This window comes from uncultured Methanobrevibacter sp. (assembly GCF_900314695.1).
In the GTDB taxonomy this organism is placed as follows: Archaea; Methanobacteriota; Methanobacteria; order Methanobacteriales; family Methanobacteriaceae; genus Methanocatella.
In genome coordinates this window covers 17,575-43,001 of record NZ_OMWD01000008.1, presented here as the reverse complement: position 1 = coordinate 43,001, position 25,427 = coordinate 17,575, and the positions used below count along the sequence as shown (strand labels likewise).

Annotated in this window: 30 protein-coding genes; 9 read left to right on the top strand and 21 right to left on the bottom strand. The window is 31.9% G+C overall.

What is annotated here, in order from left to right; translation table 11 throughout:
* Positions 1 to 87: 87 nt before the first annotated feature.
* Both QZN45_RS03510 and QZN45_RS03505 read right to left on the bottom strand, forming a co-directional pair.
* Complete coding sequence (locus tag QZN45_RS03510; protein ID WP_149732400.1) at positions 88 to 1,080, bottom strand: tRNA-dihydrouridine synthase; 993 nt, start codon at positions 1,078 to 1,080, stop codon at positions 88 to 90.
* A 50-nt stretch (positions 1,081 to 1,130) separates the two neighbouring features.
* Entirely contained in the window at positions 1,131 to 1,508 is a 378-nt protein-coding gene (locus QZN45_RS03505) for a helix-turn-helix domain-containing protein (protein WP_296811165.1), read from the bottom strand.
* A 76-nt stretch (positions 1,509 to 1,584) separates the two neighbouring features.
* Between QZN45_RS03505 and QZN45_RS03500 the strand changes: the two genes are divergently transcribed.
* The 3 genes from QZN45_RS03500 to QZN45_RS03490 all read left to right on the top strand — a co-directional run bounded on the left by QZN45_RS03500 (position 1,585) and on the right by QZN45_RS03490 (position 3,714).
* Positions 1,585 to 2,274: a DsbA family protein gene (locus tag QZN45_RS03500; protein ID WP_296811163.1), complete on the top strand. Its 690-nt coding sequence runs from the start codon at positions 1,585 to 1,587 to the stop codon at positions 2,272 to 2,274.
* Positions 2,271 to 2,960, top strand: a complete 690-nt coding sequence (locus QZN45_RS03495; protein ID WP_296811161.1) for a metal-dependent hydrolase — start codon at positions 2,271 to 2,273, stop codon at positions 2,958 to 2,960. The genes QZN45_RS03500 and QZN45_RS03495 overlap by 4 nt, the downstream gene beginning before the upstream one ends.
* Positions 2,961 to 3,189: 229 nt before the next feature.
* Positions 3,190 to 3,714 carry a hypothetical protein gene (locus tag QZN45_RS03490; RefSeq protein ID WP_292883017.1) on the top strand — a complete coding sequence of 175 codons (525 nt, stop codon included), beginning with the start codon at positions 3,190 to 3,192 and terminating at the stop codon, positions 3,712 to 3,714.
* A gap of 1 nt (position 3,715) precedes the next feature.
* On the opposite strand, the gene QZN45_RS03485 is transcribed toward QZN45_RS03490, so the two are convergent.
* From QZN45_RS03485 to QZN45_RS03435, 11 genes are all read right to left on the bottom strand, one after another.
* Positions 3,716 to 4,732 (bottom strand): alcohol dehydrogenase catalytic domain-containing protein, encoded by a 1,017-nt coding sequence (locus tag QZN45_RS03485; RefSeq protein ID WP_292883014.1) that lies wholly within the window; start codon positions 4,730 to 4,732, stop codon positions 3,716 to 3,718.
* Positions 4,725 to 5,435 (bottom strand): 2-C-methyl-D-erythritol 4-phosphate cytidylyltransferase, encoded by a 711-nt coding sequence (locus QZN45_RS03480; RefSeq protein ID WP_296801048.1) that lies wholly within the window; start codon positions 5,433 to 5,435, stop codon positions 4,725 to 4,727. Before QZN45_RS03480 ends, QZN45_RS03485 begins: the two co-directional genes overlap by 8 nt.
* Before the next feature lie 6 nt (positions 5,436 to 5,441).
* On the bottom strand, positions 5,442 to 6,029 hold the full coding sequence (locus QZN45_RS03475; RefSeq protein WP_296811159.1) for a class I SAM-dependent methyltransferase: 588 nt from the start codon (positions 6,027 to 6,029) through the stop codon (positions 5,442 to 5,444).
* Between the two features lie 397 nt (positions 6,030 to 6,426).
* The gene (locus QZN45_RS03470; protein WP_296811158.1) at positions 6,427 to 7,029 is read right to left on the bottom strand and encodes a class I SAM-dependent methyltransferase; all 603 of its coding nucleotides are present in this window, start codon (positions 7,027 to 7,029) and stop codon (positions 6,427 to 6,429) included.
* 309 nt (positions 7,030 to 7,338) lie between these two features.
* Positions 7,339 to 8,562 (bottom strand): bifunctional ornithine acetyltransferase/N-acetylglutamate synthase, encoded by a 1,224-nt coding sequence (gene argJ, locus QZN45_RS03465; RefSeq protein WP_292883001.1) that lies wholly within the window; start codon positions 8,560 to 8,562, stop codon positions 7,339 to 7,341.
* 15 nt (positions 8,563 to 8,577) lie between these two features.
* Positions 8,578 to 9,015: a hypothetical protein gene (locus QZN45_RS03460; protein WP_292882999.1), complete on the bottom strand. Its 438-nt coding sequence runs from the start codon at positions 9,013 to 9,015 to the stop codon at positions 8,578 to 8,580.
* 21 nt (positions 9,016 to 9,036) lie between these two features.
* On the bottom strand, positions 9,037 to 10,239 hold the full coding sequence (locus QZN45_RS03455) for a hypothetical protein (RefSeq protein WP_292882996.1): 1,203 nt from the start codon (positions 10,237 to 10,239) through the stop codon (positions 9,037 to 9,039).
* On the bottom strand, positions 10,232 to 11,257 hold the full coding sequence (locus QZN45_RS03450) for a Zc3h12a-like ribonuclease (protein ID WP_292609591.1): 1,026 nt from the start codon (positions 11,255 to 11,257) through the stop codon (positions 10,232 to 10,234). Before QZN45_RS03450 ends, QZN45_RS03455 begins: the two co-directional genes overlap by 8 nt.
* Positions 11,258 to 11,351: 94 nt before the next feature.
* Positions 11,352 to 12,095 carry a metallophosphoesterase gene (locus tag QZN45_RS03445; RefSeq protein ID WP_292882993.1) on the bottom strand — a complete coding sequence of 248 codons (744 nt, stop codon included), beginning with the start codon at positions 12,093 to 12,095 and terminating at the stop codon, positions 11,352 to 11,354.
* A gap of 5 nt (positions 12,096 to 12,100) precedes the next feature.
* Positions 12,101 to 12,451, bottom strand: a complete 351-nt coding sequence (locus QZN45_RS03440) for a nascent polypeptide-associated complex protein (protein ID WP_292609587.1) — start codon at positions 12,449 to 12,451, stop codon at positions 12,101 to 12,103.
* Between the two features lie 89 nt (positions 12,452 to 12,540).
* Entirely contained in the window at positions 12,541 to 13,680 is a 1,140-nt protein-coding gene (locus tag QZN45_RS03435; protein ID WP_296811156.1) for an aldo/keto reductase, read from the bottom strand.
* Positions 13,681 to 13,892: 212 nt separating this feature from the next.
* Between QZN45_RS03435 and QZN45_RS03430 the strand changes: the two genes are divergently transcribed.
* Positions 13,893 to 14,438: a DNA-3-methyladenine glycosylase I gene (locus QZN45_RS03430; protein ID WP_296811153.1), complete on the top strand. Its 546-nt coding sequence runs from the start codon at positions 13,893 to 13,895 to the stop codon at positions 14,436 to 14,438.
* 14 nt (positions 14,439 to 14,452) lie between these two features.
* Here the strand turns inward: QZN45_RS03430 and QZN45_RS03425 are convergent, their stop codons facing one another.
* Genes QZN45_RS03425 through modA form a run of 3 tightly spaced genes read right to left on the bottom strand, consistent with a single transcriptional unit; the run spans position 14,453 to position 17,079 of the window.
* Positions 14,453 to 15,490, bottom strand: coding sequence for a sulfate/molybdate ABC transporter ATP-binding protein (locus QZN45_RS03425; RefSeq protein WP_296811151.1), 1,038 nt, complete (start codon positions 15,488 to 15,490; stop codon positions 14,453 to 14,455).
* Positions 15,491 to 15,532: 42 nt separating this feature from the next.
* Positions 15,533 to 16,204: a molybdate ABC transporter permease subunit gene (gene modB / locus QZN45_RS03420; protein WP_330048031.1), complete on the bottom strand. Its 672-nt coding sequence runs from the start codon at positions 16,202 to 16,204 to the stop codon at positions 15,533 to 15,535.
* A 47-nt stretch (positions 16,205 to 16,251) separates the two neighbouring features.
* Complete coding sequence (modA, locus tag QZN45_RS03415) at positions 16,252 to 17,079, bottom strand: molybdate ABC transporter substrate-binding protein (RefSeq protein WP_296811149.1); 828 nt, start codon at positions 17,077 to 17,079, stop codon at positions 16,252 to 16,254.
* Between the two features lie 641 nt (positions 17,080 to 17,720).
* Between modA and QZN45_RS03410 the strand changes: the two genes are divergently transcribed.
* On the top strand, positions 17,721 to 18,125 hold the full coding sequence (locus QZN45_RS03410; RefSeq protein ID WP_292880201.1) for a pyridoxamine 5'-phosphate oxidase family protein: 405 nt from the start codon (positions 17,721 to 17,723) through the stop codon (positions 18,123 to 18,125).
* 27 nt (positions 18,126 to 18,152) lie between these two features.
* Here the strand turns inward: QZN45_RS03410 and QZN45_RS03405 are convergent, their stop codons facing one another.
* A complete protein-coding gene (locus tag QZN45_RS03405; protein ID WP_296811146.1) occupies positions 18,153 to 19,538 on the bottom strand; it encodes a glutamate synthase-related protein in 1,386 nt (461 codons plus the stop codon).
* 51 nt (positions 19,539 to 19,589) lie between these two features.
* A complete protein-coding gene (locus tag QZN45_RS03400) occupies positions 19,590 to 20,309 on the bottom strand; it encodes a carboxymuconolactone decarboxylase family protein (RefSeq protein WP_296811144.1) in 720 nt (239 codons plus the stop codon).
* Positions 20,310 to 20,470: 161 nt separating this feature from the next.
* On the opposite strand from QZN45_RS03400, the gene QZN45_RS03395 reads away from it, so the two are divergent.
* Both QZN45_RS03395 and QZN45_RS03390 read left to right on the top strand, forming a co-directional pair.
* Positions 20,471 to 20,758: a hypothetical protein gene (locus QZN45_RS03395; protein ID WP_296811142.1), complete on the top strand. Its 288-nt coding sequence runs from the start codon at positions 20,471 to 20,473 to the stop codon at positions 20,756 to 20,758.
* A gap of 1 nt (position 20,759) precedes the next feature.
* On the top strand, positions 20,760 to 21,035 hold the full coding sequence (locus QZN45_RS03390) for a hypothetical protein (RefSeq protein WP_292880210.1): 276 nt from the start codon (positions 20,760 to 20,762) through the stop codon (positions 21,033 to 21,035).
* Positions 21,036 to 21,268: 233 nt separating this feature from the next.
* Here QZN45_RS03390 and QZN45_RS11055 read toward each other — a convergent pair whose 3' ends face one another.
* On the bottom strand, positions 21,269 to 21,382 hold the full coding sequence (locus tag QZN45_RS11055; RefSeq protein WP_330047748.1) for a symporter small accessory protein: 114 nt from the start codon (positions 21,380 to 21,382) through the stop codon (positions 21,269 to 21,271).
* The gene (locus QZN45_RS03385) at positions 21,379 to 22,989 is read right to left on the bottom strand and encodes a sodium:solute symporter (protein ID WP_296811140.1); all 1,611 of its coding nucleotides are present in this window, start codon (positions 22,987 to 22,989) and stop codon (positions 21,379 to 21,381) included. The genes QZN45_RS11055 and QZN45_RS03385 overlap by 4 nt, the downstream gene beginning before the upstream one ends.
* Positions 22,990 to 23,200: 211 nt before the next feature.
* Here QZN45_RS03385 and QZN45_RS03380 point away from each other — a divergent pair, with 211 nt between their 5' ends.
* Together QZN45_RS03380 and QZN45_RS03375 are read left to right on the top strand one after the other, a co-directional pair.
* A complete protein-coding gene (locus tag QZN45_RS03380; protein ID WP_296811138.1) occupies positions 23,201 to 24,502 on the top strand; it encodes a phenylacetate--CoA ligase family protein in 1,302 nt (433 codons plus the stop codon).
* Positions 24,503 to 24,510: 8 nt separating this feature from the next.
* On the top strand, positions 24,511 to 24,942 hold the full coding sequence (locus QZN45_RS03375; RefSeq protein ID WP_296811136.1) for an amino acid-binding protein: 432 nt from the start codon (positions 24,511 to 24,513) through the stop codon (positions 24,940 to 24,942).
* 159 nt (positions 24,943 to 25,101) lie between these two features.
* Here the strand turns inward: QZN45_RS03375 and QZN45_RS03370 are convergent, their stop codons facing one another.
* On the bottom strand, positions 25,102 to 25,380 hold the full coding sequence (locus QZN45_RS03370; protein ID WP_292609418.1) for a hypothetical protein: 279 nt from the start codon (positions 25,378 to 25,380) through the stop codon (positions 25,102 to 25,104).
* Positions 25,381 to 25,427: the final 47 nt, after the last annotated feature.

The following is a 25,427-nucleotide window of genomic DNA, read 5'->3' as shown; positions in this document are numbered from 1 at the left end:
GAATATAAAAAGGAGAAAGTAATTCACAAATTACCTAAAATTAACTGATTCAATAATTAATCTCAACTTTTGCTTCCTTAAATTACCCTAATAATGGTAACATGTGCTGGTCTTTGTCCTATAACAATTATTGCATTTCAAACATTTGGATTTACCTTCACCATTGATTTTCCAATTATTTAAAAAATCTTCCTTCGCAACAAAAGGCCTGTACATTGACATGAATTCAATATTAGTACTGTTCAGCAATTCATTCATATGAATCATATCATTAAATCCCCCACCAACAATGACAGGAATGTCAACAGAATCTATTAGTTTAGAAGTATAATCTATTAGTTCATCTTCTCCAGATACTTTGTTGGTGAAATACAAAGGTGAAAGAGGTCGTGTTAACTGAAGACTGTCAACTCCAACTTTTTCAAGTAATTTACAAGCTTTAAAACTTTCAGTTGAATTAAATCCATTTTTCCTCTCATCAAACGTGTTGATTTTGCAGGAAATATGTAAATCCAAGTTATCTTTCATTACTTTAACCAATTCCAAAACCAAACGTGACCTATTAAATAAATTTCCACCATAATTATCTTCCCTTTGATTATAATATGGATTGATGAATTTAGATAGGTAAAAATTATTACCTATTGACAATTGAATCCCGTCAAATCCTGCAAATTGCAACTGTTGAGCTGCAGAAATAATATCCGCCTGTATTTTACGAATATCTTCAACAGTTAAATCATTGACTGAAATATCCAAGTCAATTCCACGGTTGAATTTGATGAATTCAACTTGCCCTAAAATTGCAACCCCATAACTATGGCAAATTTCAGCCAATTTTCTTGCCACAGTCATGAAATTCCGATTGCTCATTTTAAAGGAATGTTCACTAAACTTATCATTAGGATATATTGAATACAGCTCAGAAGTAATTAGACCAACCCCGCTTGAGGCTATTTTTTCATATCTATCATAAATTGCGTTTAAATCATCTTGTTGTGATTCCCATAAACCTGTTCTGATGATTCTGCTGTTAAGTATTAAGTCACCGAATTTACATTTATCAAATATGGATTTCATAAAAAGTAATTAGTAAAAAATAGTATAAAAAGAAATAAGTAATTATAAACTTACCAGATATTGTAAATTTTGCGGCATTCACCCAAAAGTTCTTCAATTTCCACATCATCAGAATTGGAATAATTCAATTCATCAAAATAATACTCAGTGATTTCATATAGTATCCTATTAGCCCTAAGGCCTTTAGGAGTTAAAGCATATTCTGTCTTATTATGGTGCTCATCAACAACTGTCTTGGTGATTAGTTCCTGTTCTTCCATATACTTCAGAGTCTGTGCCAACACATGATTACTGATTGTGGGATTTGCATCCTTAAACTCGTTGAAATGTGTCATTCCCCTGAATATATTTGACATGATACAAAAAATCCATTTCCTGTTAAACAAATCTAAAGTATTTCCAATCGGGCAAATATCATTGCTAATCATATTATCTACCAAGTAATTATACAGTTACTTACTTATTTATTAATTAAATCTTTTAAATATTTCTTTGAGGAATATTATGAAAATTACATACTGGAGCGACTTTGCCTGTCCATACTGTTACATTGGCAATAGCAGATTAAAAAGAGCAATCAATGATTTAAATTTGGATGTTGAATTTGATATCCGTGCTTTTGAGCTTGATCAAAACGCACCAAAGGATGTCAAATCCACTACTGTTGAAAGGTTTGCCATCAAATATGGCCTATCAATTGAAGACGCTAGAAAGCAGGTTGCACAAATTTCAGGGCTTGGCCGTGATGAGGGCATTGATTTTAAATATGAATCAACACTTTACACTAACATCCGTGATGCCCACAGACTGATGAAACTGGCACAGGACAAATATCCTGAAAATGTGGAAAAACTGGCCAGATTACTATTTGATGCTTATTTTGTTGAAAACCTTAAGCTGGCAGATAAGGAAGTGCTACTTAAAATCGCTTTAGATGCAGGTTTGGATGAAAATCAAATAAATGACGTGCTGAACAGTAATTTATACAACAGTCAGGTTGAAGAAGACGAGGATATTGCATTATCCGGAGGAATACACGGTGTTCCATTTTATTTATTTGACAATAAATACTCAATTCCAGGCGCATTATCATATGATGACTTTAAAAGTGTCCTGTCACAAATTGTTGCAGAAAATGAAGTTGATGATGATAAGGACGCAGACAGTTGTGCTGATGGGGTCTGTAAAATATGAAACTTAAATGGTTAGGTCATTCGGCATTTGAATTAACCTCAAATAGAGGATTAAATATTTTAATCGACCCATTCATTCAGGCAAATCCTGTATGCCCTCTAAAAATTAGCGATTTGCATCCTGACATTATCTGCATCACCCACGGCCATGCAGACCACTTAGGAGATGTCATTGAAATATCAAGAAACAATACAAATTTGATTGTTATAACAAATTATGAAATTTCCATATATCTTCAAAGAAAAGGAGTAAATGCCATTGGAATTAACTATGGTGCATCCGTTAAATTTGAGGATGTTGAAATCAGAATGCTTGAAGCCAGACACAGCTCAACATTTGACTTTGAAATTGATACAAAATATGCAGGGAATCCTGGAAGCTTTTTATTGACTTTCGACAACAATTTGAAAGTTTTTCATGCTGGAGATACTGGACTTTTCTCTGATATGAAATTTGTAATTGGAGAAATTTACAAACCGGATATTGCAATATTACCTATTGGAAACATTTTTACAATGGACATCAAAGAAGCATCAATTGCAGCTAGCTGGATTAAACCCAAATTTGTTATTCCAATGCACTACAATACATTTCCTTCAATTGCACAGAACCCTGAGGAATTTGAAAAATTGGTTCCAAACTCTAAAACATTAATTCCAAATGTCATGGAAAGCATTGAATTTTAAAGAGTGTGTTTAACTTACATCATTGCGCAAATAGAATTAAGTTAAAATTAGAAAAAAATACGAACAATTCGTATAAAACAAAATTATAAATTAATACCACCACCTAAACTTTTTATAATGACCTAAATATTGATTTTGACATGTTAAATTGCTTTAAAAATGAACATACTCATTTATAAATCATTAAATTAAATATACAACATGCAAAACAAATTATACAGGCTAAACTATGAATAAAGAAAATATTGATTTAAGAACAAATGTTATACGAAAAACATTTAATGACCAAAGACCAATAAAATGCCTTACACCTAAAAAAATAAGAGAAGTTGACGAAGACATTTATCCAGGAGGAGATATTTTCACAACTGAAGATGGGGAGTTTATTGATTTGGAATTTCAAATGACTGATTTTGATGAAAACGAACTTGTAAAATATGTTGAATTTGCAGAAGCTTTATACGAAAAACATCGAAAACATATCCACATTTACATCATATGTCCAAACAACATATATGTATGCGTAAAAGAATGTAAAATAGTTTCTGAAGCTGAATTTACTATCAAATTGGCTTGCATTGAAGAAGACCCATGTGAAATAATTTTCAAAATGATTACAAGAAAAATAGAAAACGGAGAACCCCTTACCCCTGATGATATAATGGCTCTTGAAATGCTTCCAGTAAAGTGTAATCCAAAAATGAGAAATTTTTATAGAAGAGAATACTTTAGAATTATGAATAGAATATTATAACTTAAATATTCCATTTTAAGATAGTTTTACCAAATTTAGAAATATAATCCTTATCAAATGCATCCTTTAAATCACCCAAGGAATTTATTTCACAGATATTGGTAATCAATTTTTCTAAGTGTTCGAATAACTGTGGGTTTTGTTTGAGAGTTTCAACAACTCCGACAAAATCCACTCTGTCAGAACGGCTGTTCCCCTGAATTGTCAAACCTTTTTCTAAAACCATACGAGTATTTATCGGTACAGGATATTCACTTACACCAAACAGGTTTATTGTTCCCTGAGGATTTATTATATCAATTATCTGATCAATGGCTGATTGCGATGCACTTGAACCGACACATTCAAATGCATGGTCAACTACAACATCATCGTCAACATCATGAATTCTGTAGATTTCATCAGCAAATGAGAATAAATTCAAGTTTTCCTGATGTTTTCCAAATACCAATACTTTAGATTTGGGAAACAACTCTTTTAAAAGCAATGCTGTAATGAAACCTAAATTTCCATCTCCCCAAACACCCAGATTATCCTTTGGAGTTATGGCCATTTGCTTAAACTTGCTTATTCCCTGATAAGCTACTGAAATCAATTCAATGAATGCTGATACATTTAAATTAAAATCATCAGGAATTTTAACAACCCTATCTTCTGGCAAATTAACCAAATCAGATGTAAAACCATCGAATCCACTGCCTCTAAATTTAGAGCTATATGAATAGTTTGGAGAATACACATCCTCACCAAACGGAGTGTTTGGAATCATTACAACCATATCACCGGATTTGAAATTTCCTTCGCTGTCAAAGACAACTTCACCAATCGCTTCATGAATTAAAGCCATCGGCAGTTTCTCATCCAGAATATTTGCCGGCCTTGAACCCTGATAATATCTTTGGTCGGCCTGACAAATCGAAAGGTGAGTCGGCCTTACGATTACTCCGTCGAGCTCAACCTCATCAATGGATTCTTCAAAGAATTTTGGAGATTTTAATCTGTAAACAATATTAATCATGAATATCCTCAAGTATTGTATTAGCTAATTTTAAATCATAAGGGTAAGTAATTTTAATATTTGTCACTTCACCATCAACTAGATGTACATCTTCATCTTTAAGTATGAATATTTTACATGCATCTGTCAGTATATTACTTTCCTCTTCAGTTAAACTAGTGATTAGATTGAAAAGTTTCTTTATATTGAAGCTCTGTGGAGTTTGGCCTTGGTAATAATAATCCCTCACAGGGATACTTTCTATAGTCTTCGCATTAATACTTTCAACAATAGTATCTGTAGCCGGAATTACAGTATCACAGGCCCCATATTTCTTTGCAGCTTCAATGTTATCTTCAATAATCCTATGAGTTAAAAAAGGACGGACAGAATCATGAGTAATAATAATGGACTCTTCATCGATGCCATAACTTTCTTCAATATAACTGATGCTGTTCAATATTGTTCCATTTCTGGTCTCTCCACCTTCAATAACTACAATATTATCATTATTTGGAATATACTTCTCAATTAGATGATTGGTGTGATTTATAAAATTTTTTGGTGTTAGAACAATTATTTCATCAACATCATCATTTATAACAAATTTTTCAATAGTGTGAATAATGACCGGTTTGTTGCCCAATGCCAAAAATTGCTTTGGAGTGTCAGTGCCTCCCATCCTTGATCCTATTCCACCTGCCAATATTGCTGCAAAAATCATATCATCCTACTCCTTTTCAAAAATCATCAAATAGTGAGATTTACCTTCAGGAATGTCACTTCCAATATCTTCATTTAGATAAACTTTTTTAAAATCATGCTGGGAAAATACTTCCTCCAAATCATCTGAAGAAATCCTAACATCAACTGGAGGTCCCCATGACATTTTTAAAGGTTTGAATTCCATGACTGCAATTTTACCATGATTTTTAATGACTCTACCAAGTTCATTAATGACATTGTCCTTATCTTCTGATAGTCTAAATCCATGAAATACATTAAGCATCAATACTGCATCCACTGAATCATCACTGATGCTTGGAATTCCCTCGGTAATATCCGCATGAACATTAATTAAATTTTGAACATCATTTTCATCCTTGTACTCTTCCAACTCATTGATGGCAACATCATATGAATCCACAGCATAAACTATACCCTGAGGAAGATACTTCTTAGCGGCTTTGATTGAAATATAGCCATCTCCGCAACCGGCATCCATAAAAGTTTCATCACCATTAAAATGCATTTCATTTAAAATGTCTTCAGCATCAAGAAATTTTGCACTTGATTTGCCATGATGTTTATGTTCCATGAATATACCTCACATTTCATAAATAATAATTTTTAAAAAATAGTATATAATGATTTTCTTGAAAAAAAAGTTTAGGAAAAAAATAATTCCTAAAAAATTGAACTACCTCAACTTTATAGAAGTTGAGGATTCTTACTTCACGGGCTGTATACACTAATGAGCATAGGATTACCGTGCTATCCCCATCGTCCCAAAGGTTCAGACAAATCCAATTAATATTGCTTTTTAAACTCGGTTATCGTTGAAAAAGTTAATTTAATTGAGTCATTGTCATTTATTATTTTTTGTTATCTTGTTATTTAAATTTCATCAGCAAGCATTTGAAAGTAATACCTACCTTTTTGCAATTCATCCATGACTTAAAGAAGTTATGGTATTCTTGCATGTTTAAGATAAATTAATTCTTTTTAAACATGATTAAATAGTGGGATTTGCCTTGCGGAATATTCTCACCAATTTCTTCGTTTAGATAAACTTTTTTAAGGTTGTGCTTATTGAATAATTTTTCCAAATCCTCAGGAGATGATCTCATTTTTGTTGGAGGTCCATTAGGAACATCCCATGCCTTATAATCCATTATTGCAATTTTACCGTCATCTTTAATAATTCTTGAAAGTTCTAAAACAGCTTCATCCAATTTTCTTGAGGCTTTAAATCCATGGAAAACATTAACAAGCAAAACAACATCAATTGAACCGTCTTCAACACCAGGAATGCCTTCGGTAATATCAGCTTCAATATTAATTAAGTTTTCAACATTGTTATCATTTTTATAGGTTTCCATATCTTCAATGGAAGCATCATAGATATCAACTGCATAAACAGTTCCTTTGTGATTGTAGTCTTCCAGAATTTTAATTGCATTGTGGCCATCACCGCAACCTGCATCCATAAACGTTTCATCACCGTTGAGCTTTAATTCTTTTATAATCTCATCAGAGTCCAAAAAATTTGCACTTGAAAATCCATGAGCCCTGTGACCATTTTCAGGCATCATCATTTTATCACCTAAATAATTATCTTTAAAAAATAGTATTTAATTTTTTTCAATGTGATAAAATATGCACAACAATTAAAAAATAGTTAAAATAAGTAAAAAAAAGTTATAAGAGGATTATTTTTTCCAGGTTTGTTTTACTCCCCTTCCTCTTTTACTACCAGGTTTAGTATAACTTCTTTTTGGTCTGGTCCTTCTGTTAGTTCCTTTAACTTTTGCCATATTTTCCCCTCCTTAAAATTTATCATTACAAAATTAGAATTAAATCTATAACAAAAAAATATTTGTTTTCAAGATATTTAAAGCTTTTCTTTAAGTGGTGTATTCTGCATTAATTTTGACATAGTCATAAGTTAAATCACAACCCCATGCAGTCGCACATCCATCACCTAAATCCATGTCAATATTGACAATGACATTTTTTGACTGCATTATTTTTTCAGCCCTTTCAAGATAAGGTGTATCTTCAAATGCTAAAATTTCACCTTTTCTAACAAGGTCAACATCATCCTCATCATCTGCAACTGAAATGGTTACAATATCCGGATTTAAATCACAACCAGAGTATCCGATAGCGGAAACAATTCTTCCCCAATTAGGGTCACCACCAAATACAGCGGATTTGAATAAACTTGAGGATATAATAGATTTGGCAGCAAGTCTTGCATCTTCAAGATTTCGAGCACCACACACATTGGCTTCAATGAATTTAGTAGCTCCTTCACCATCACGAGCCATTTTTTTAGCTAAGTCAATGCATAAACAATTTAATGCCTCTTGGAAGTTAGGATCAATTTTTCCATCTTTTACAACTTCAACACCAGATGCACCATTAGCCAACATCAGACAGGTGTCATTAGTACTTTCATCACCATCTACAACAATCATATTGAAACTGATATCAGCAGCTTTTTTCAATGCATTATTTATCTCATTAGCTGGAATGACAGCATCACTTACAATATAAGATAACATTGTACCCATATTAGGTGCAATCATACCACTTCCCTTAGTAATTCCTGCAATTTTAACAGTTTCACCAGTTGTTAATGTAACTTCCAATGCACATTCTTTCGGAAATGTATCGGTTGTCATGATTGCGCGGGCAGCTGCAAGTGAATTTTCAGGTTCACTGCCCAAATTAGAAATTGATTCATAAGCCACTTTAGAAATAATATCTATTGGCATTTCACGACCTATAACACCTGTTGAAGAAATAGCAATTTCATCTTTCGGAATTTCTAAATCACGGGATAACAATTCCACTAATGTTTCACAATCTTTCAATCCTTGTTCGCCTGTAAAACAATTGGCATTTCCACTGTTAACGAAAACAGCTGATACAATTCCTTTTTTAACAACATTTTTTGTATATTTTACTGGAGCTGCAACAACTTTATTAGAAGTGAAAACAGCAGAAGCTGTACTATTTCGAGAAACAATAATGGTTACACCATATTTACCTTCACGAGCACCAGATACTTCAAGATTTTCAATAACTGAAAATCCTCCATCAAGATATTTTATAAAATCCATAAAAATCACCTAAAATTAATAAGATTTAGAATTATTAGTTAGATTATATTCAATTACATCTTCTGCATTATTATAATCTATATTATAAACACCATCATCAACAAAAACCTTGCCAGACCCATTTAAATTCGAAGTCATTTCATCAGTTACATTCACAAATGTCACACCATCATCAACAACAGTATTATTATCAGAACCGCCAATAGCCATGGAAATTCCAATTCCCGCACCAACAACAAAAGCGATTAATGCAATGATTATTAAAATCATTGTATTTTTGCTGGTTTTCCTTGGTTTTCTGGATTGTGAAAATCCATTATCCTGTACATTATAAGGAGGGAATCTTTGAGTTTGTCCGCCCCCAAATGAAAGTCTTCTTTTTTGCTTATTATTAGAAGCCTTGTTATACCGAGATTTTAACACTCGCTTATTCTTTTTTTTACGTTTTCTCATAGTAATACTCTTTTATACAAATTAAACAACAAAAGCATATATTAATGCTAAAATAACACCTACAAAACCAAACATTCCAAGACCTAAAATAGACATCACATAAACAAAGATGAATACGAAAGCAAATACACCAATTAATTTTGTTTTTTCATTCTCAACCAAGTTTATGAAAGTTCTTGAGAATTCAGATGGAATATTATAAGCATATAAACCATTAGCCAGTTCAAAAACTACCAATGATAATGGAGATGTTGATGGTAAATCATCCACTAATTGGGCTCTTTCGCCCGCTTCCCTTCTGCTTCTTCCAACACCAGCCCTTATTTTTGCACCATTGTCAAGTGCAAACCATGCTGCATCAAGTCCAGCCCTAATAGCCAAGTCTTTAGATGGAAATCTTGCAATGAAATCATCTCCACCTTCCCTATAACCTTCAAGTTCACCGTCACACTCAGATTCGATGAAATTTTTAATTCCAGTCATAAGGTCAACAAGTTGGTTCCTTCCATTTTTACTGATAAATTTAGTTGAATCAATTAAATCAATGAACAAATAATTTTCCAAATCCACCGGTCGAGATTCCTTTAGTAAAAAAGGAGCATCAAATACTAAAGCATATTCTCCACCGAGTTTAGTGAAAGCAATTCCTGGAAAACTACCTACACTTTGAGTATAATGAATTGCACGTTCTATTGAAGCTGCACCAGTCATTCCAACTGCAGATATAACTTGCACTCCTTCGGACAATCCAATACCAATTAACTCGATTGCAACACGTATTGCATCATTTTTACTAAGCATTTTAGCAACAAGTTCTGTTGCTGTTTTTTCGACAATCTCTCCTGATTCGTTTTCAATAATTTTAACGAAAATATTAATTAGATTAGAAGGATGAGGTAATTCAATATAAAAATAACGGTCACTCCCCATGATAATATTACTAACTAAAGCATATTCTTCTATTCTATTTTCAGCAGGCTTTAGTTCATGGAAAGTATATTCAACAGGAATATTTTCTGCCCCAACATCACGAATAAGATTCTGCAATATTGTATCAGAGGTAATTTCTGCTTTTTCAAGCTCAAAAAGAATAGTTTGAGTATAATTAAATAACTCTACATATTCAGTTTCAAGTGAATTTGTTGGAAAAAATTTTGTTCCAACAGCGATAGGATTAAGTTTAGTAGTGAATTTAATATAAGCCTTAGTTAATGCACTAGTCATCTAAACCTCCTCCTTTTTCCAGTTCAATTTCAAAATCTCCAGGTTTTTCTAAAAGCATGTCTGGCTTGACAGAAACAAATGGGAATTTCCAAGATCCTAACCTGCCTGCAATAGTACTTGCAATGTTTCTTGAGTTTCTTTTGATGAATACTTCATCATGTTCACTTACACGTACTAAAACATTGTATGGTGCTGTTTCACTTACTTCATCAGCCAACATTATATTTAATTCAAATGTGCCTGGTTTTGTGAATAAATCATTACGAACAGCTATTAAAGGCTTTTTTTCAAGACCTAACCTGTCTGCAACAGTAACAGAAATATTGCCCGCATTTTTAACAGCTACTTTATAATTTTTAGGATGAACCAATACGAAAATCACGTATGGTGCTGCAATTTCAACATCATCAACCATTTCCACAATTTTATTAAACATTGGGATTTTGGCAAATATGTTTTCAAGTTTTGAATCAGCATTATTCTCATTATCAATACGTATGATAGCCTGTTTAGCAATATTTAATGGAGAAATTTCCAAACCTTCTTTTCCAGTATAAATTTCCCATTTTTTAAAGTTCAATTCTTTTATAATTTCATCACAAATTTTTTGCAAAATATTCTTATCTTTTTTAGGCTTTTTTGGTTTTCCAAATGTCAATCTACCTTTTTCAATTACAAATGGAATCCTCATAGATGCAATATTTCTAAATTCAGCAGCATAATCTCTGAATTTATCATTAGATAATACTTTTGCTTTTTCATTTGTAGCTATTTCTAAAATAAAATGATCTGCATCATTGCCTGCAGGAACTTCTTCAACATTGTCACTTTCCAACAATTTTAAGAACCTGTCTTTATCATCAATATCATGTCGAAGTGATGCATCGGCAATAATTACAAATTCATCCTCGCTTTCTTCCAAAGCTTTAACAGCTGCAAGGATATTAGCAATTTTAGGTTGTCCTTTTTGATTTTTTACATAATGTGCTACATTTGAAGCATCTACAACAACTTTCATGATATCACCTAAAAAAATAATCAATTATAAAATAATTTGTTCAGTATAATATATTTGTATCAATCAATATTTAAATTTAATTTTTATATACATTTTATATTTTGTTTCTGGCATATTTTCCAAATAATAATCTTTCCCCACCGACTGTGTGAAGATAAATTTCTATGGAATCCTCTGAAATATTATAAACATTATATGAATTTAAGTTTTTCCCCCGAAGTTTATCTGAACATACAGAACCGGCATTGACAATGAGTGTTTTGTTTATCTCCCAAATATTTGGCACGTGCTTGTGTCCTGATAAAACCAAATCAACTTCATGAGTTGTTAATGTCTTCAGAATATCGCCAGAATCAGATAATACATTACGTTCACGTCCTGTTTGAGGAATTGATATAACATGATGGTGCAAAACAACAATTGAAAAGTTTTCATTAATTACACATTCATCCAATTGATGTTCCAACCACAAATGTTGAGGTCTGCCGATAGACCCCCTATTATCATCAGGAGTAGTACTGTCAAGACCAATTACAGTAAAATCATCACCTACAGTCAATTTCCAACTTCTCTCACCAATTAATTCTTCAAAAGTCTGATAACCTAAATTACGAGCATCATGGTTGCCTGGAACAGCAAATAATGGTGGTTCAAACATTTCCAAATATCTAGTGGCCTGTTTAAACTCTTTATAATAACCCTTATTGGTAATATCTCCAGTCAATATTACCATATCCGGATTTAAACTGTTAATTTCATTTATGGCTTCTATAAGTATTTCTTCATCAAAACTTGATTTGGAAATATGCAAATCTGAAATATGTGCAATAACTGTCATACTATCTATTGATTTAATTTCATGATAGCTTCTGCCAAGTCGCCTTTGCATTCTTCAAGGGCTTGTCGTGCTTCATCCTCAGAAACATTAGCGCTGTTTGCTACCATTTCTATATCCTCATCAGGAATTTCAATTTCGTATTCAAGTTCAACTTCACGAGCCTGACCTTCAATTTGATAAGTTTCCTGACCCATTACATTCATTAAGCTTACACTAGGATTATCAATAATTAATTCTTTTTCATCAAAACGGATAATTACTTCACGAACACCTTCAAGGTCTTCCATTTTCATACCCATTTTTTTCATTTGTCTTTCCATTTGTTTCATTTGTTTTTTATTCATACCAGGTATCATAATATTCCTCTACAAAATAACTATTTATAATTATATTATTAATTATTATTAAAAATTTGGTTGAATTTTAAAAAAAAATAAAATATGGATTAATCAGTAAATCCATAAATTTCGTTTTCGAATGTTTTGGCAACATCTTTTAATACTTCAGGAATATTAATCTGTTGAGGACATTCCTCAATACAGGTTTCACATTCAGTACAATCCGAAGCTATTCCGACACCATCTAACTTTGAATAATTTAAATAAGCATTTCCAAATTGAGTCCATTCCTCAATTTCCAAAAGTTTATGTTTGTTATATAAATCAAAGATCTTTGCGATGTCAATTTCTTCAGGACAAGTATCAACACAGTATCTGCACTTTGTACAATCGACTGTAATGTTACTGTTAATGATTTCGGAAACTTCTTCAATAATCTTTAATTCATCATCATTCAATGGATCTGCATTTTTAAACTCATGAATATTGTTTTCAAGTTGTTTCAGGTTACTTGCACCTGTCAAAACAACACAAACATCATCAAGATTTGCTACAAACCTCATTGCCCATGAAACTACAGATCTATCAGGATTATAATCCTTCATTATTTTTTCAGCTTCTTCAGGCACATCAGCTAAAAATCCCCCTTTATAAGGTTCCATAATCATTACAGGTTTACCATATTTTCTTGCAATTTCCAAACATTTCCTGGATTCTATTGATTCATCTTCCCAGTCAAGATAGTTTATCTGAAGCAGTACAAATTCAATTTCAGGATGTTCAAATAATAGTTCTTCCAAAAATTCAGAATTCCCATGAGTGGACAAACCAATATGCTTAATATAACCTTCTTCCTTTTTCTTCTGGATAAATGAATATAAATCAACATTTTTCCATGCGTTTTCTGTAAATCCGCTTACATTGTGCAGCATATAGTAATCAAAGTAGTCAACACCACAATTTTTAAGCTGTTCTGCAAATATTGGCTCCAGTTGAGATTCTTCTGTAATTACAAATAAAGGTAATTTAGTTGCTATTTTAAATGATTCTCTAGGATATCTTTCAACAACAGATTTTTTAAATGCAATTTCACCTACACCGTCATGATAGATATATGCTGTGTCAAAATGATTGAAACCTGCATCCATATATGCATCCACCATTTCATTTAACTGCTCATAGTCAATACTTGTAAAGTCGTTTTCATCCAAAAGCGGAAGTCTCATCATTCCCATACCTAACTTCATTTCAAATCCCTCATAAAATCTTTTTTTAACTACCTATAATTTTTTAACATGATTTAAAAAAACATATGATAACTATATCAATAAATATAACCTCAATATTTTCTTTATCAACAATGACAATTAAACTTTACTTAATATTCCAAATAGGATAATTAATAGTATTAAAATTTTCCTAAAAATATATTTAAACAAAGCAAATAATAACTATTCCTATGAACAAAAAACGATGCAGCTGGGCAACCGATGTAGAAAACATATATGTCAAATATCATGACGAAGAATGGGGAGTTCCAACTCATGATGATAGAGAATTATTTGAATTTCTAGTTTTAGAGTCATTTCAAGCAGGATTATCATGGATTACAATTTTAAAAAAACGTGAAAACTTTAAAAAAGCTTTTGATAATTTTGATGTTGTTAAAGTAGCCAATTATGATGAAAATAAAGTTAATGAGTTAAGGGAAAATAAATGCATTATCCGCCACAAAGGTAAAATCACATCAGCCATTAACAACGCACAGGCATTCATCGAAATTCAAAAGGAATTTGGAAGTTTTGATGAATATATTTGGGGATTTACCAACGGTGAAGTTATAAAACATGAATATTTAACCGAATCTGACTTATCCTCAAAGATTTCAAAAGATTTGAAAAAACGTGGAATGAAGTTTGTTGGCCCAACAATTATCTATTCCTATCTTGAAGCAGTCGGAATAATTGACAATCATCAGGAAAATTGTTTTAAATATAAAAAATAGTATAAGATAAATAATTACTCTTCAAGCAATATTATATTTTTTGGATCAACTTTAAGATAATCCGGAATTTCAAAATCATGGTCATGAATCCTTTTTTCACGTATCCACGATAAACCATTTGATAATGATATTCTCCATTCAAACGGCATTTCTAATTTTTTTGAATTTAAAGTATCAAAAGAATTAACATCATCTTTTTTAGCAGCCACAAAATCATGTGCCCTTATTCCGATATGAGTAATATCTGGTGAAATTTTTTCAGATACTTCCAGCATAATTCCCCAATCCAATGATTTTAGATGATATTCGTCAATAATCTCTATTTTTGAAATGTTTTTACAACCAGTAAGTCTGGCGACTTGAACTTTTTTTGGATTCTCAAATAATTCTCGAGTATCTCCTTTTGCTATAATTTGACCTTCATCCAATATCAGAAGTTCATCACAAAACTGAAAGGCCTCATCACGGTCATGAGTAACTAAAATAGACAGTCCATCAAAGTTAGTTAGCAAATTAACAAGTTCTACACGCAACTGTTCTTTTAAGTAGGTATCCATCGCGCTGAACGGTTCATCAAACAATATGACATCTGGTCCATATGCCAATATACGAGCTAATGCAACCCTTTGCTGCTGACCTCCAGACAATTGTCGAGGATATCTATTTTCCAAACCACTTAAATGAAAACGTTCAATCATATCTGAAACTATCTTTTCATCATGGTCTTTTGCCAAACCCGCAGCCACATTTTCTTCAACAGTCATGTTAGGAAATAAAGCGTAATTCTGAAATAGATAACCTACATTTCTTTTTTGAGGCTTTATATTAATCTTGTTATTAGAATCAAAATAAACATTTTCTTTATCTGAAGTCAAACTTACAAATCCATTATCTGGATCAACAATACCTGCAATAGATTTGAGTGTCATACTTTTACCACATCCAGAAGGACCAAGAATACCCAAACATCCTTTTTTCAACTCAAAACTAATATTCAAGTCAAATTCTTTAAGTTTCTTTTGGATATTGAATTTTAACACTTTATTACTCATAATCTATCTCCAGTAGTAAATTTAACATCTATTAATTATTATTTATTTCCATTGATTTTCCTTACGTATGGAAATGAAATCCATAATGAAAATAGCAATAAATGCTATGATGATAATGACTATTACATAATAAGAAGCTTCGCCCATATTTCCTGCAGCCACTTCAGAATAAACTGCCATAGGAAGTGTTCTGGTTTGTCCGGCAATATTACCTGCAAGCATAGCAGTAGCACCAAATTCACCTAAACCCCGAGCATAAGCAAGAATTCCACCACTGATAATTCCAGGCAATGCATTTGCAAATAAAACTTTCCAAAATATTTTCCACTCAGACATCCCCAATGTACGGCCAGCATCCAACAGGTTGGAATCAACTTGTTCAAATGCGCCTCTAGCGGAACGATACATTAAAGGAAAAGACATGACGACAGCAGCGATAACAGTTGCCCACCATGAAAAAGCTATTTTTACTGCAAAAAATTCAATGAAAAACTTTCCGATAGGTCCTCTGACACCAAAAATATACAATAAGAAAAATCCAACTACAGTAGGAGGTAATACAAGAGGTAGTGTAAAAATTCCATCAAGTATAATTTTTGCTGTGTCGTTTTTAATCTTAACAAGAAACCAAGCAACAATCAAACCTAAAAAAAAGGTTATAAGGATTGATATACTTGCAGTTTTCATTGAGATTCCAATAGGGGACCAATCCATCGCCATGCTCATATCTCCCTTAACATTACTTATTATTCACAAAAAATCTATTCGTGGATAGTAAAACCATATTCTACAAATACGTCTTTAGCTTCTTTAGTTTGTAAGAAGTCAACAAATGCATGTGCACCATCAGGGTTTGATGCATTTGAAAGAACTGCTACAGGATAAATGACTGGAGTTTTTAAAGCACTATCAGGAGCTTCGCAAACTACTTTAACATTGTCATCAGATTTAGCATCAGTAGCATATACAATACCACAATCAGCAGATCCTTGAGATACTTGGTTTAATACTGCAGTTACATCAGTACCTAATGATAATTTAGATTCAACATCGCCCCAAATACCAGTATTGTTCAATACTTCTTTAGCGTATTGTCCAGCAGGTACGGATTCAGGATCACCGATAGCAATAGTACCATTTACTTTTTTCAAATCATCAAATGAAGATATATTAGCTTTTGAGTCTTTTGGTACAATTAAAACAACTTTGTTCTCTAAAGATTGAACATTAGTTTTATTGTCGACTAAACTTTTATTAGCTAAAGCGTTCATCTGTTTATTTGCAGCAGACATGAATACATCTGCTTTTAAACCATTTTCAATTTGGGTTTGTAAATCACCACTTGAAGCATAAGTAGGTGTAACTTTTACACCAGGATGTTGTTTTTCAAACATAGGAATTAAATCTTTATCAAAGGCGTTTTTTAAACTTGCAGCTGCAGCAAGATTAATTTCACCAGATACATTACCATTAGTAGAATTAGAATCACCGCTACCAAAGTCAAACAAACCGGCAGCACATGAACCTACGCCTACAGCTACGATTAAAGCCAAAATAACTATAAATAACAATTTTTTCATAGATTTCATAGTTTGTCTCCATTTAGTAAATTATCAAAAATACTATCAGACATCAAAATAGGATAATCAAAGATTAATAAAAAGCAATAGACTTTGATATGTAAAAATGTACCTACTATCCAAATAAGTTAATCTGCATTAACATTAACCATTGAATCATGGACAGATAACGTACATTATCAAAAAATAACATTATATCATGAATAAATTTCTATATTCACTTCTCTAATGTTTTCCCCCATTCATTCCACCAATCTCAATTACAATTTAATATCATGAGTAGCAATACTATATAACTTAAAAATGATATATAAATATTTTCATATCGATGAAGAAATTCTCTAAAAATTATATGATTTTTTCAAATTTAACATACAAACATTAAGAATTTCGTTATAAATCTAAATTAATAACTGATACGATTTATAACAACATAAATATAAAAGTTTTGTTATGAAATATCTATATAAATAACATATCGAAAAAATTAAATCAAATTAAAATACCCTAATTTAGATATAATGCCAAAATATAAAAAATTACGAACTATAATTAATTAAACATCAAAAGTCATCACATCGGAAAATAACTGTAATAACCATTACAACTATTAATAAGTAACAAACAAATAATTAAGACAAGGTGATAAGATGTCAATTGAAAAAGTCGATGAAATTTTAACAAAAGCAGAAGTATTCTACTTGTCAACTGTAGATGGAGAAAAACCAAAAGTAAGACCGTTAGGTTTCCACTTGTTATATGAAGACAAAATTTACTTTGGAGTGGGAACATTTAAAGAGGTTTACAAACAAATGGAAGTAAATCCAAATGTTGAAATAGCAACATGGGATGGAGAACATTTTTTAAGATATTACGGAACTGCAGATTTAACCAAAAATGAAGCAGTTGTTGAAAAAGCATTTGAACTTATGCCAGAAATCGCTGATGCATACAAGGCAAACGGCTGGGAAATGGGAGTATTTTTCCTGAACAACGCTACAGCTGAAATAAGAAATATGATGGAAATTGAAGAAAGTTATGAATTCAAGTATTAATGTCAAACATTAATACTCAAACTTTTTTTAAACATGCCCAATATCAGTATAATCTGAAATTTCAGAGTTTACTGTGCATAAATCACCAATATTCAAATCATGAACATCACTATGTCCAGTAATTCTTGCAAAAGTTTTTAACTCTTCTGTTGAAACTCTCAAATAATTTTCAACCCTTTTTGCAGCAGTTTCTATTTTCAATCTTTTTCTCAATTCATCATCTTGAGTTGCAACACCAACAGGACAATCTCCAGTATCACAAATTCTATATTGTTGGCAAGCTGCCGCAATCATGGCTCCAGTTCCAATAGCTATTGCATTAGCACCCATAGCCAAAGCTTTAGCAAAATCAGAAGAAACTCTTAAACCACCAGTAATAGTTAAATCAATTTCTGAATTATGATTATCCAGGAATTTGCGAGCCCTTGAAAGCGCATATATTGTAGGAACAGAAGTGGAGTCTCTTACCAATTGAGGGCTTGCACCAGTCGAACCGCCTCTCCCATCAATTGTAATGAAATCCGGTTCAGCATATAATACATGTTCCAAATCATCTTCAATATGGCCTGCAGCAAATTTTAAACCAATAGGTCTTCCCTTTGAACGATGTCTTAAATCATCAACCAACTCCTTCAAATCTTCTTTTGTTGAAATTCCAGGAATTGTTGCAGGAGAGTGAATGTCCTCACCAATCGGTTTACCTCTAACTTCTGCAATTTCAGAAGTTACCTTTTCACCTTGAAGCTGGCCTCCAAGACCCGGTTTTGTAGATTGACCTATTTTAATTTCAATCGCATCGGCATTTTTTAGATTATCTTCAGTAGCGGAATATTTGTTTGGGACATATTCAAAAATATATCTATAAGCATTGTCCATTTCTTCGACTAAAATTCCACCTTCACCACTGCACTGGGCTGTTTTTATAGCTGCACTTCCCTTTGCCAGAGCTATTTTTGTTTCACGAGACAAAGCACCAAAGGACATGTGAGTGATGTAAATAGGACTTTCAATGATTAAAGGTTTTTTAGCGTTTTTACCGATGATTGTTTGAGTATTGACTTCAACATCACTTTCCAATGGCTGTGGATTTAACTGACAACCCAAAAGCAAAATATCATCCCAATTAGGCATTGGAAAGTCAGTATACATTGCTGCAACAATACTCTCACCAGTTATTGCCATTTGGTGTATTGCATCCATTTGCCTTATGTCTTTATCGCTTTTTGCAAAATTCTTATCGTATGCAAGTTCCAAACTTTCCACATCAGAATTTTCAGTTGATTTTGAGTTTTCAACTTCAACAAACTTGGATATATCCTGTTTACATATAGGACATTTATCCAAATCTTTTAATAACACTCCTGTTGCTTCTTCATTGTGTATATGGCCACAAATAGTACACTTGTATATCATAATAACCAACTCGCTTGTTACTAAGTGAACTATTATAGTATATATATTTAGCTATTCGCAAATCTCATTTACAATAGATATTGCATTAAGAGATCTTGGAAATCCAATATAAGGCAACATCACAGTAATGGCAGAAATTAACTTTTCTTTATCATTGCCAACTGACAAATTACCTTGAATATGACCCCTAAGTTGATTTTCACAACCTCCTAAAGTAGTGATGAATGTGAAAGTAATCAATTCCCTTTGAATATCATTTAACCCTTCCCGTGTGTAGAAATCGCCAAAACAATGACTTTCCAAAAATTTATTGATGTGCTGTTGACCTTCGAGAGTGGAATCATCCATCAACTTAATCAGTTCAACTCCAAAATATGTTTCTTGAATTTCACGGCCTGATTTGTATTTATTTTCAGCAGCAACATCAGGAATAATATCCAATGGCATTTTAATGCCTTTTTTGTCGAAAACTTTGATAACTACTCCAAAAAAATTATGTGCACGACCAAATCCGACATAAGGCACAGATTGATAGAGTAGTTCTTTAACTTCCCTAGGAGTTACATAGTTATCTAAAGCAGAACTTAAAATCTTTTTAAATGCCTTCGGAGATTGACATGCAATTAAGCTAGCCAAAATTACCAAAACTGATTCATTTTCATTTAATGATGAAAATTCAAGCACCTCATCAAATGCAAACTTCTTAAAAATTTCATAAAATTCGGGGTCGTTTTTTTCAATTCTTCCGAAATTGTCAAATAAATCATTCATAGAATTATTTTAAAAATTAAACTGTAATATATTTTTCTTTTTTTAAATTAATGTGGAAAAAATACATATATTTTTCAAAAATAAGACAAAATATAATTAATAAGCATAAAATATTTAACATTTAAATAGTAATAGCATTAAAATTAATAAACGGTGATAATTTGTTAGAAGAATATTTGCCATTCATTGGTTTAATCATTTTTGGAAATATAGAAAACCTTATTTTAGCATCCCAGGGTGTTGTAAAAGGTGTTAATATTAAGATTTTAAGTGGACTAAGTATACTTGCAGTAATCGTTTGGTTAATAATCGGAACAGTGGCAACAGAAGCTGCAATCCAATATGCAAATTACATTGAATTCATTGGTGGACTTGCAATTTTTATATTGGGTGTTAAAGCAATCTATGATGCTGTAAAACATATTAGGTCAGTTAAAAGTGGTGAATAAAATGGTTGATTGGAAAGAATATGCACCATTTACAGGTTTGCTTATATTTGGAAACATAGAAAACTTAATTTTAGCTTCTCAAGGTGCTGTAGCACATGTAAATCCATTTATTTTAGGTGGATTAAGTTTAATTGCAGTAGTCATCTGGTTATTACTTGGAGCTTTTGGAACTAAAGTTGCTATAAAATATGCGGATTACATTGAAATTATCGGTGGTCTCGCTATTATCATATTAGGTCTCCAATCTATGCTTGGAGCAATGGGATTATTAAAATAGATTTTGGATGAATATCCATCATCTACTTTTTTTAAAAAAAAATCATGGGAAAAATAGCCCTATTTAACTAGGATTATTAATCCCATCAAATATTATTTTTCAGCATTTTAATTTTATTTGAAAAATCTATTTTTAGTACAACAAAAAAAATTGGAGTTATATTGAAATAACTCACTCCAATAATATCAATTAAGAAAGAAAGCAATTTACTTTCTTTCCATTAGAAAACTAGTTTAATCTCCCTTATTCCAGTTTACAATACCATAAACAATGCACAAAAGTGTGGATAAGATAATTCCAACATAAACACCCCAGATTAATGGATCCTCAATTCCTAAAATCATCATGCATCACTTCCTTTATTGTCTATGTTTTTAAATGCCTTATCAATTACCTCTTGAGCAGGAGGCTTTGTAATCAAACTTACAATAATTGTAATTATTGCTGAAACAGGAACTGCTATTAACATTACATCAATAAACGGCCATGGAGCAGCAGGGAGAATTGTTTCAACACCAAATATAAATTTACAGATTCCAAGACCTACCGCAGTCTTTTTGAATACAAATGTTAACCAGAACAAACTAACGAAAGTTCCGGATACAATTCCTGCAATAGCTCCAAGACGAGTGATTCCTTTCCAGTAAAGAGCACCTAAAAATACTGGTAAGAATGCAGCTGCACAAATTTCAAAGAATAGACTTGTTCCAAGTGCAACAACACTTCCCGGAAGTAAAAATGCCATTACCAATGCTAAAATGATTGCAATTAAAATCCCAATTCTTGAAATTGATACTTCATCCAGTTTTTGTTTTGATTTAGCCCTTAAAGTATGATATATATCCACACCAAATGCTGTACCTTGAGTATGCAATTGTGAAGATATTGTTGACATTGCCGCTGCGATTAAAGAGAGCAGGAAAATATAAACAAACCATTCAGGCAGTGCCATTGTAATGAATGTCGGAATGATTTTATCAATGTTTCCTCCAACTACATCCACTGCAATCTTTCCCAATTTATCCATGAAATATACATTTGAAAGAGAACCTACGATATATGCAGTAGTTGGCATAACTGCAATGAATATTCCACCAATTAAAACAGATCTGTTTAATTCTTTGTCTGATTTAACAGTCATGAATCTTACAATCAATGAAGGTTGTGCCAATACCCCAATACCTACACCAATTAATGTTGAAGATACTAATGACCACCAGAAAGGTGTTCCAAATTTCGGGAACGATGTCCAACCTGTTCCACCAGTAGCCATAGCATCGGCAGGATACAGATTGCCCATATTCGTTAGAGCTGTATTTGCTGTGTCGACTCCTCCAAGCAACCAGTATACAAATACAAGTAAAAATACCATTGCAACAACCATAATTGTTCCTTGCAATGCATCAGTATACATTACACCACGAATTCCACCAAAAAGCACATAGAATGTGATGATAATTGACAATATTAAAAGAGCGATACTGAAATCAATTAACAAGGAAGATTCTAAAAATCTTGCTGCTCCAATCAATACCACTGCAGCATAAATAGGCATTGCACAAAAAATAATTAACCCTGAAACAGATTGAATGAACTTAGAGTCAAAACGTTTTCCTAAAAACTCAGGAAAAGTCAATGATTCTAATGCATGACCCATACGACGAGTTCTTTTTCCTAAAAATACGAAAGCTATGAATACACCAATAATAATATTTAAGAATGCCAACCATAAAACACTCATACCATATTGCCCTGCAACTCCTCCAAAACCAACAATAGCCGCTGTTGAAATAAAAGTTGCCCCATAACTCATTGCCATGATAAAGGGATGTGTATCCTTACCAGCTATCATAAAATCTTCAGAGGAATTTGTCTTTTTGTATGCATAATAACCTACAAAAACTAAAGCAAATATGTAAATTATAAATACAATTGCTAAAACCATTACGTCCATAAATAATTACCTCTATAAAAAAATAATATTAATCTATAACATATTATTTATATACTATTAAATAATATATAAATATTAGCATAAATATACATCCATGTACAATAATGTACATCATATAATTTGCTTAACCATATGAAAAATTAAACAAAATTATAAATTTTTATATTATTACCCACTAATAATTAAACATATTAAAATAAATAGGGATATTATGTTTTGGAATGAAGAAGCCGAATGTATGAGCAAAGAGAAAAAAGAAGAACTTCAACTTGAAAGACTTCAAAAGACTGTAAAACATGCATATGACAATATAGAATTTTATAAAAAAAGATTTGACGAAATAGGGCTTAAACCTGAAGACATCAAAACTTTAAAAGATATTGAAAAAATTCCATTCACTACAAAAAGCGATTTAAGAGAAGCTTATCCTTTAGGATTACTTGCAGTTCCTCGCGAAGATATCGTTGAAGTGCACGCTTCTTCTGGAACAACCGGAAAACCAACAGTAACCGCTTACACACAAGCAGACTTGGAAATCTGGGGAGAATGTATTGCACGTGGTCTTAAAATGGCTGGTGCAGAAAAAGAATACATCATCCAAAATGCATACGGATACGGTTTATTTACAGGTGGTTTTGGTATTCACCATGGAGGAAACAAAATGGGTGCAATTACAATACCAATTTCAGCTGGAAATACACAAAGACAACTTGACACTATGGTAGATTTCCAAAGTGACATATTAACTTGTACCCCTTCCTATGCAATGTATTTGGGAGAATCCAGAGAAAAATCAGGCATTTCCCTTGAAGACATAAACCTAAAAGCAGGAATTCATGGAGCTGAAATGTGGACCGATGAAATGAGAAAAAGAATTGAAACATCCCTTGGAATCAAAACCCACAACATATACGGTTTAACAGAAGTAATGGGTCCTGGAGTAGCTCAGGAATGCAGTTATCAAAATGGAATGCATATTCAAGATGATCATTTTTACCCTGAAATCATTAATTCAGATACTGGTGAAACCCTGGATTATGGTGAAAAAGGAGAACTTGTTTTAACATCTCTTACCAAAACCGGAATGCCCATCTTAAGATTTAGAACAAAAGATTTGACTTCACTTATCGAAGAAAAATGTGAATGTGGAAGAACAACAGTTAGAATGACCAGAATCACTGGAAGAAGCGATGACATGTTAAAAATCAAAGGTGTTATGGTATTCCCATCACAAATTGAAAAAGCATTGCTCAAAATCAAGGGAATCAGTCCTAATTACATGATTCATGTAACAAGACCAGATATTTTAGATGAAGTCGAAGTTAAAGTAGAAGCTTCAAAAGAATTATTCTCAGACGAAATGAAAGAAATGGAAAAAGTAGAAAAACAAATCCAAGCTTCAATCAGATCAGAAACTGGACTTAGAGTTGATGTTACAATCTGTGAACCAGAATCTCTTCCAAGAAGTGAAGGTAAGGCTGTACGCGTAATAGATGAAAGGAATTTTGAATAGGTGAAAAAATGTCAGTGAAACAAATTTCAATTTTTGTAGAAAACAAAGAAGGAAGAATTAAAAAAGCTATTAACACATTGGGGCAAGAAAACATTAATATTCGTGCTCTTTCAATAGCAGATACAACAAAATACGGAATCTTAAGATTAATTGTTTCAGATAACAAAAAAGCAATAGATGCTCTTGAAAAAGATGGATTTATTGTAAAAGAAAATGAAGTAATTATTTTAGCAGTTCCAGACGAACCTAATGGATTAAATTCTACATTAGCTGTTTTTGATGAAAAAGGTATTAATTTAGAATACTTATATGCATTTGTAAGCAGCAAAACCGATGAAGCTATTGTAGTTATGAGATTAGAAAATATGGAAAAAGCTATCGATGCCTTAAAAGATAGCAATGTTAAAATACTAGAGACCGAAGATATTGAAAACTTATAGAAAAGACTAATCTCTTTTCTACAAATTATTTTTATTTAAAAATCCATTCTAATTTTAGATATATTAACCTTCACCAAACAAAAACACAGATTAAATAACTGATTTAGAACAAATTTCAAAAAAACAAATTAAAAGAAAATAAAAAAAAGTAAAGAATAATTAAAATTCTTTAATCATATTAGCTACATCTTCTTTTGAATATCCTAAGCGGACAAAAAGATTTTTAAGGGATTCATTTTCAGGAATTGCTCCCAATTCCCTCCAACTTTTAAAATCATTTTTTAAAATACCATTAATTAAAAGTTGAATAGTAATTAAATCATCACTTTTAATAGCAATGAATGCATCTTCATCAGCAAAAACATTATCTGGATCAATTAATGTAAGTTTTCCAGTTACATCTTTTTTTACAATTGCATTATCAATTTTGTAAGTCATAATACCACAACTCATTAATCTAGTAAAAGATTTATTTTAAATAGTAT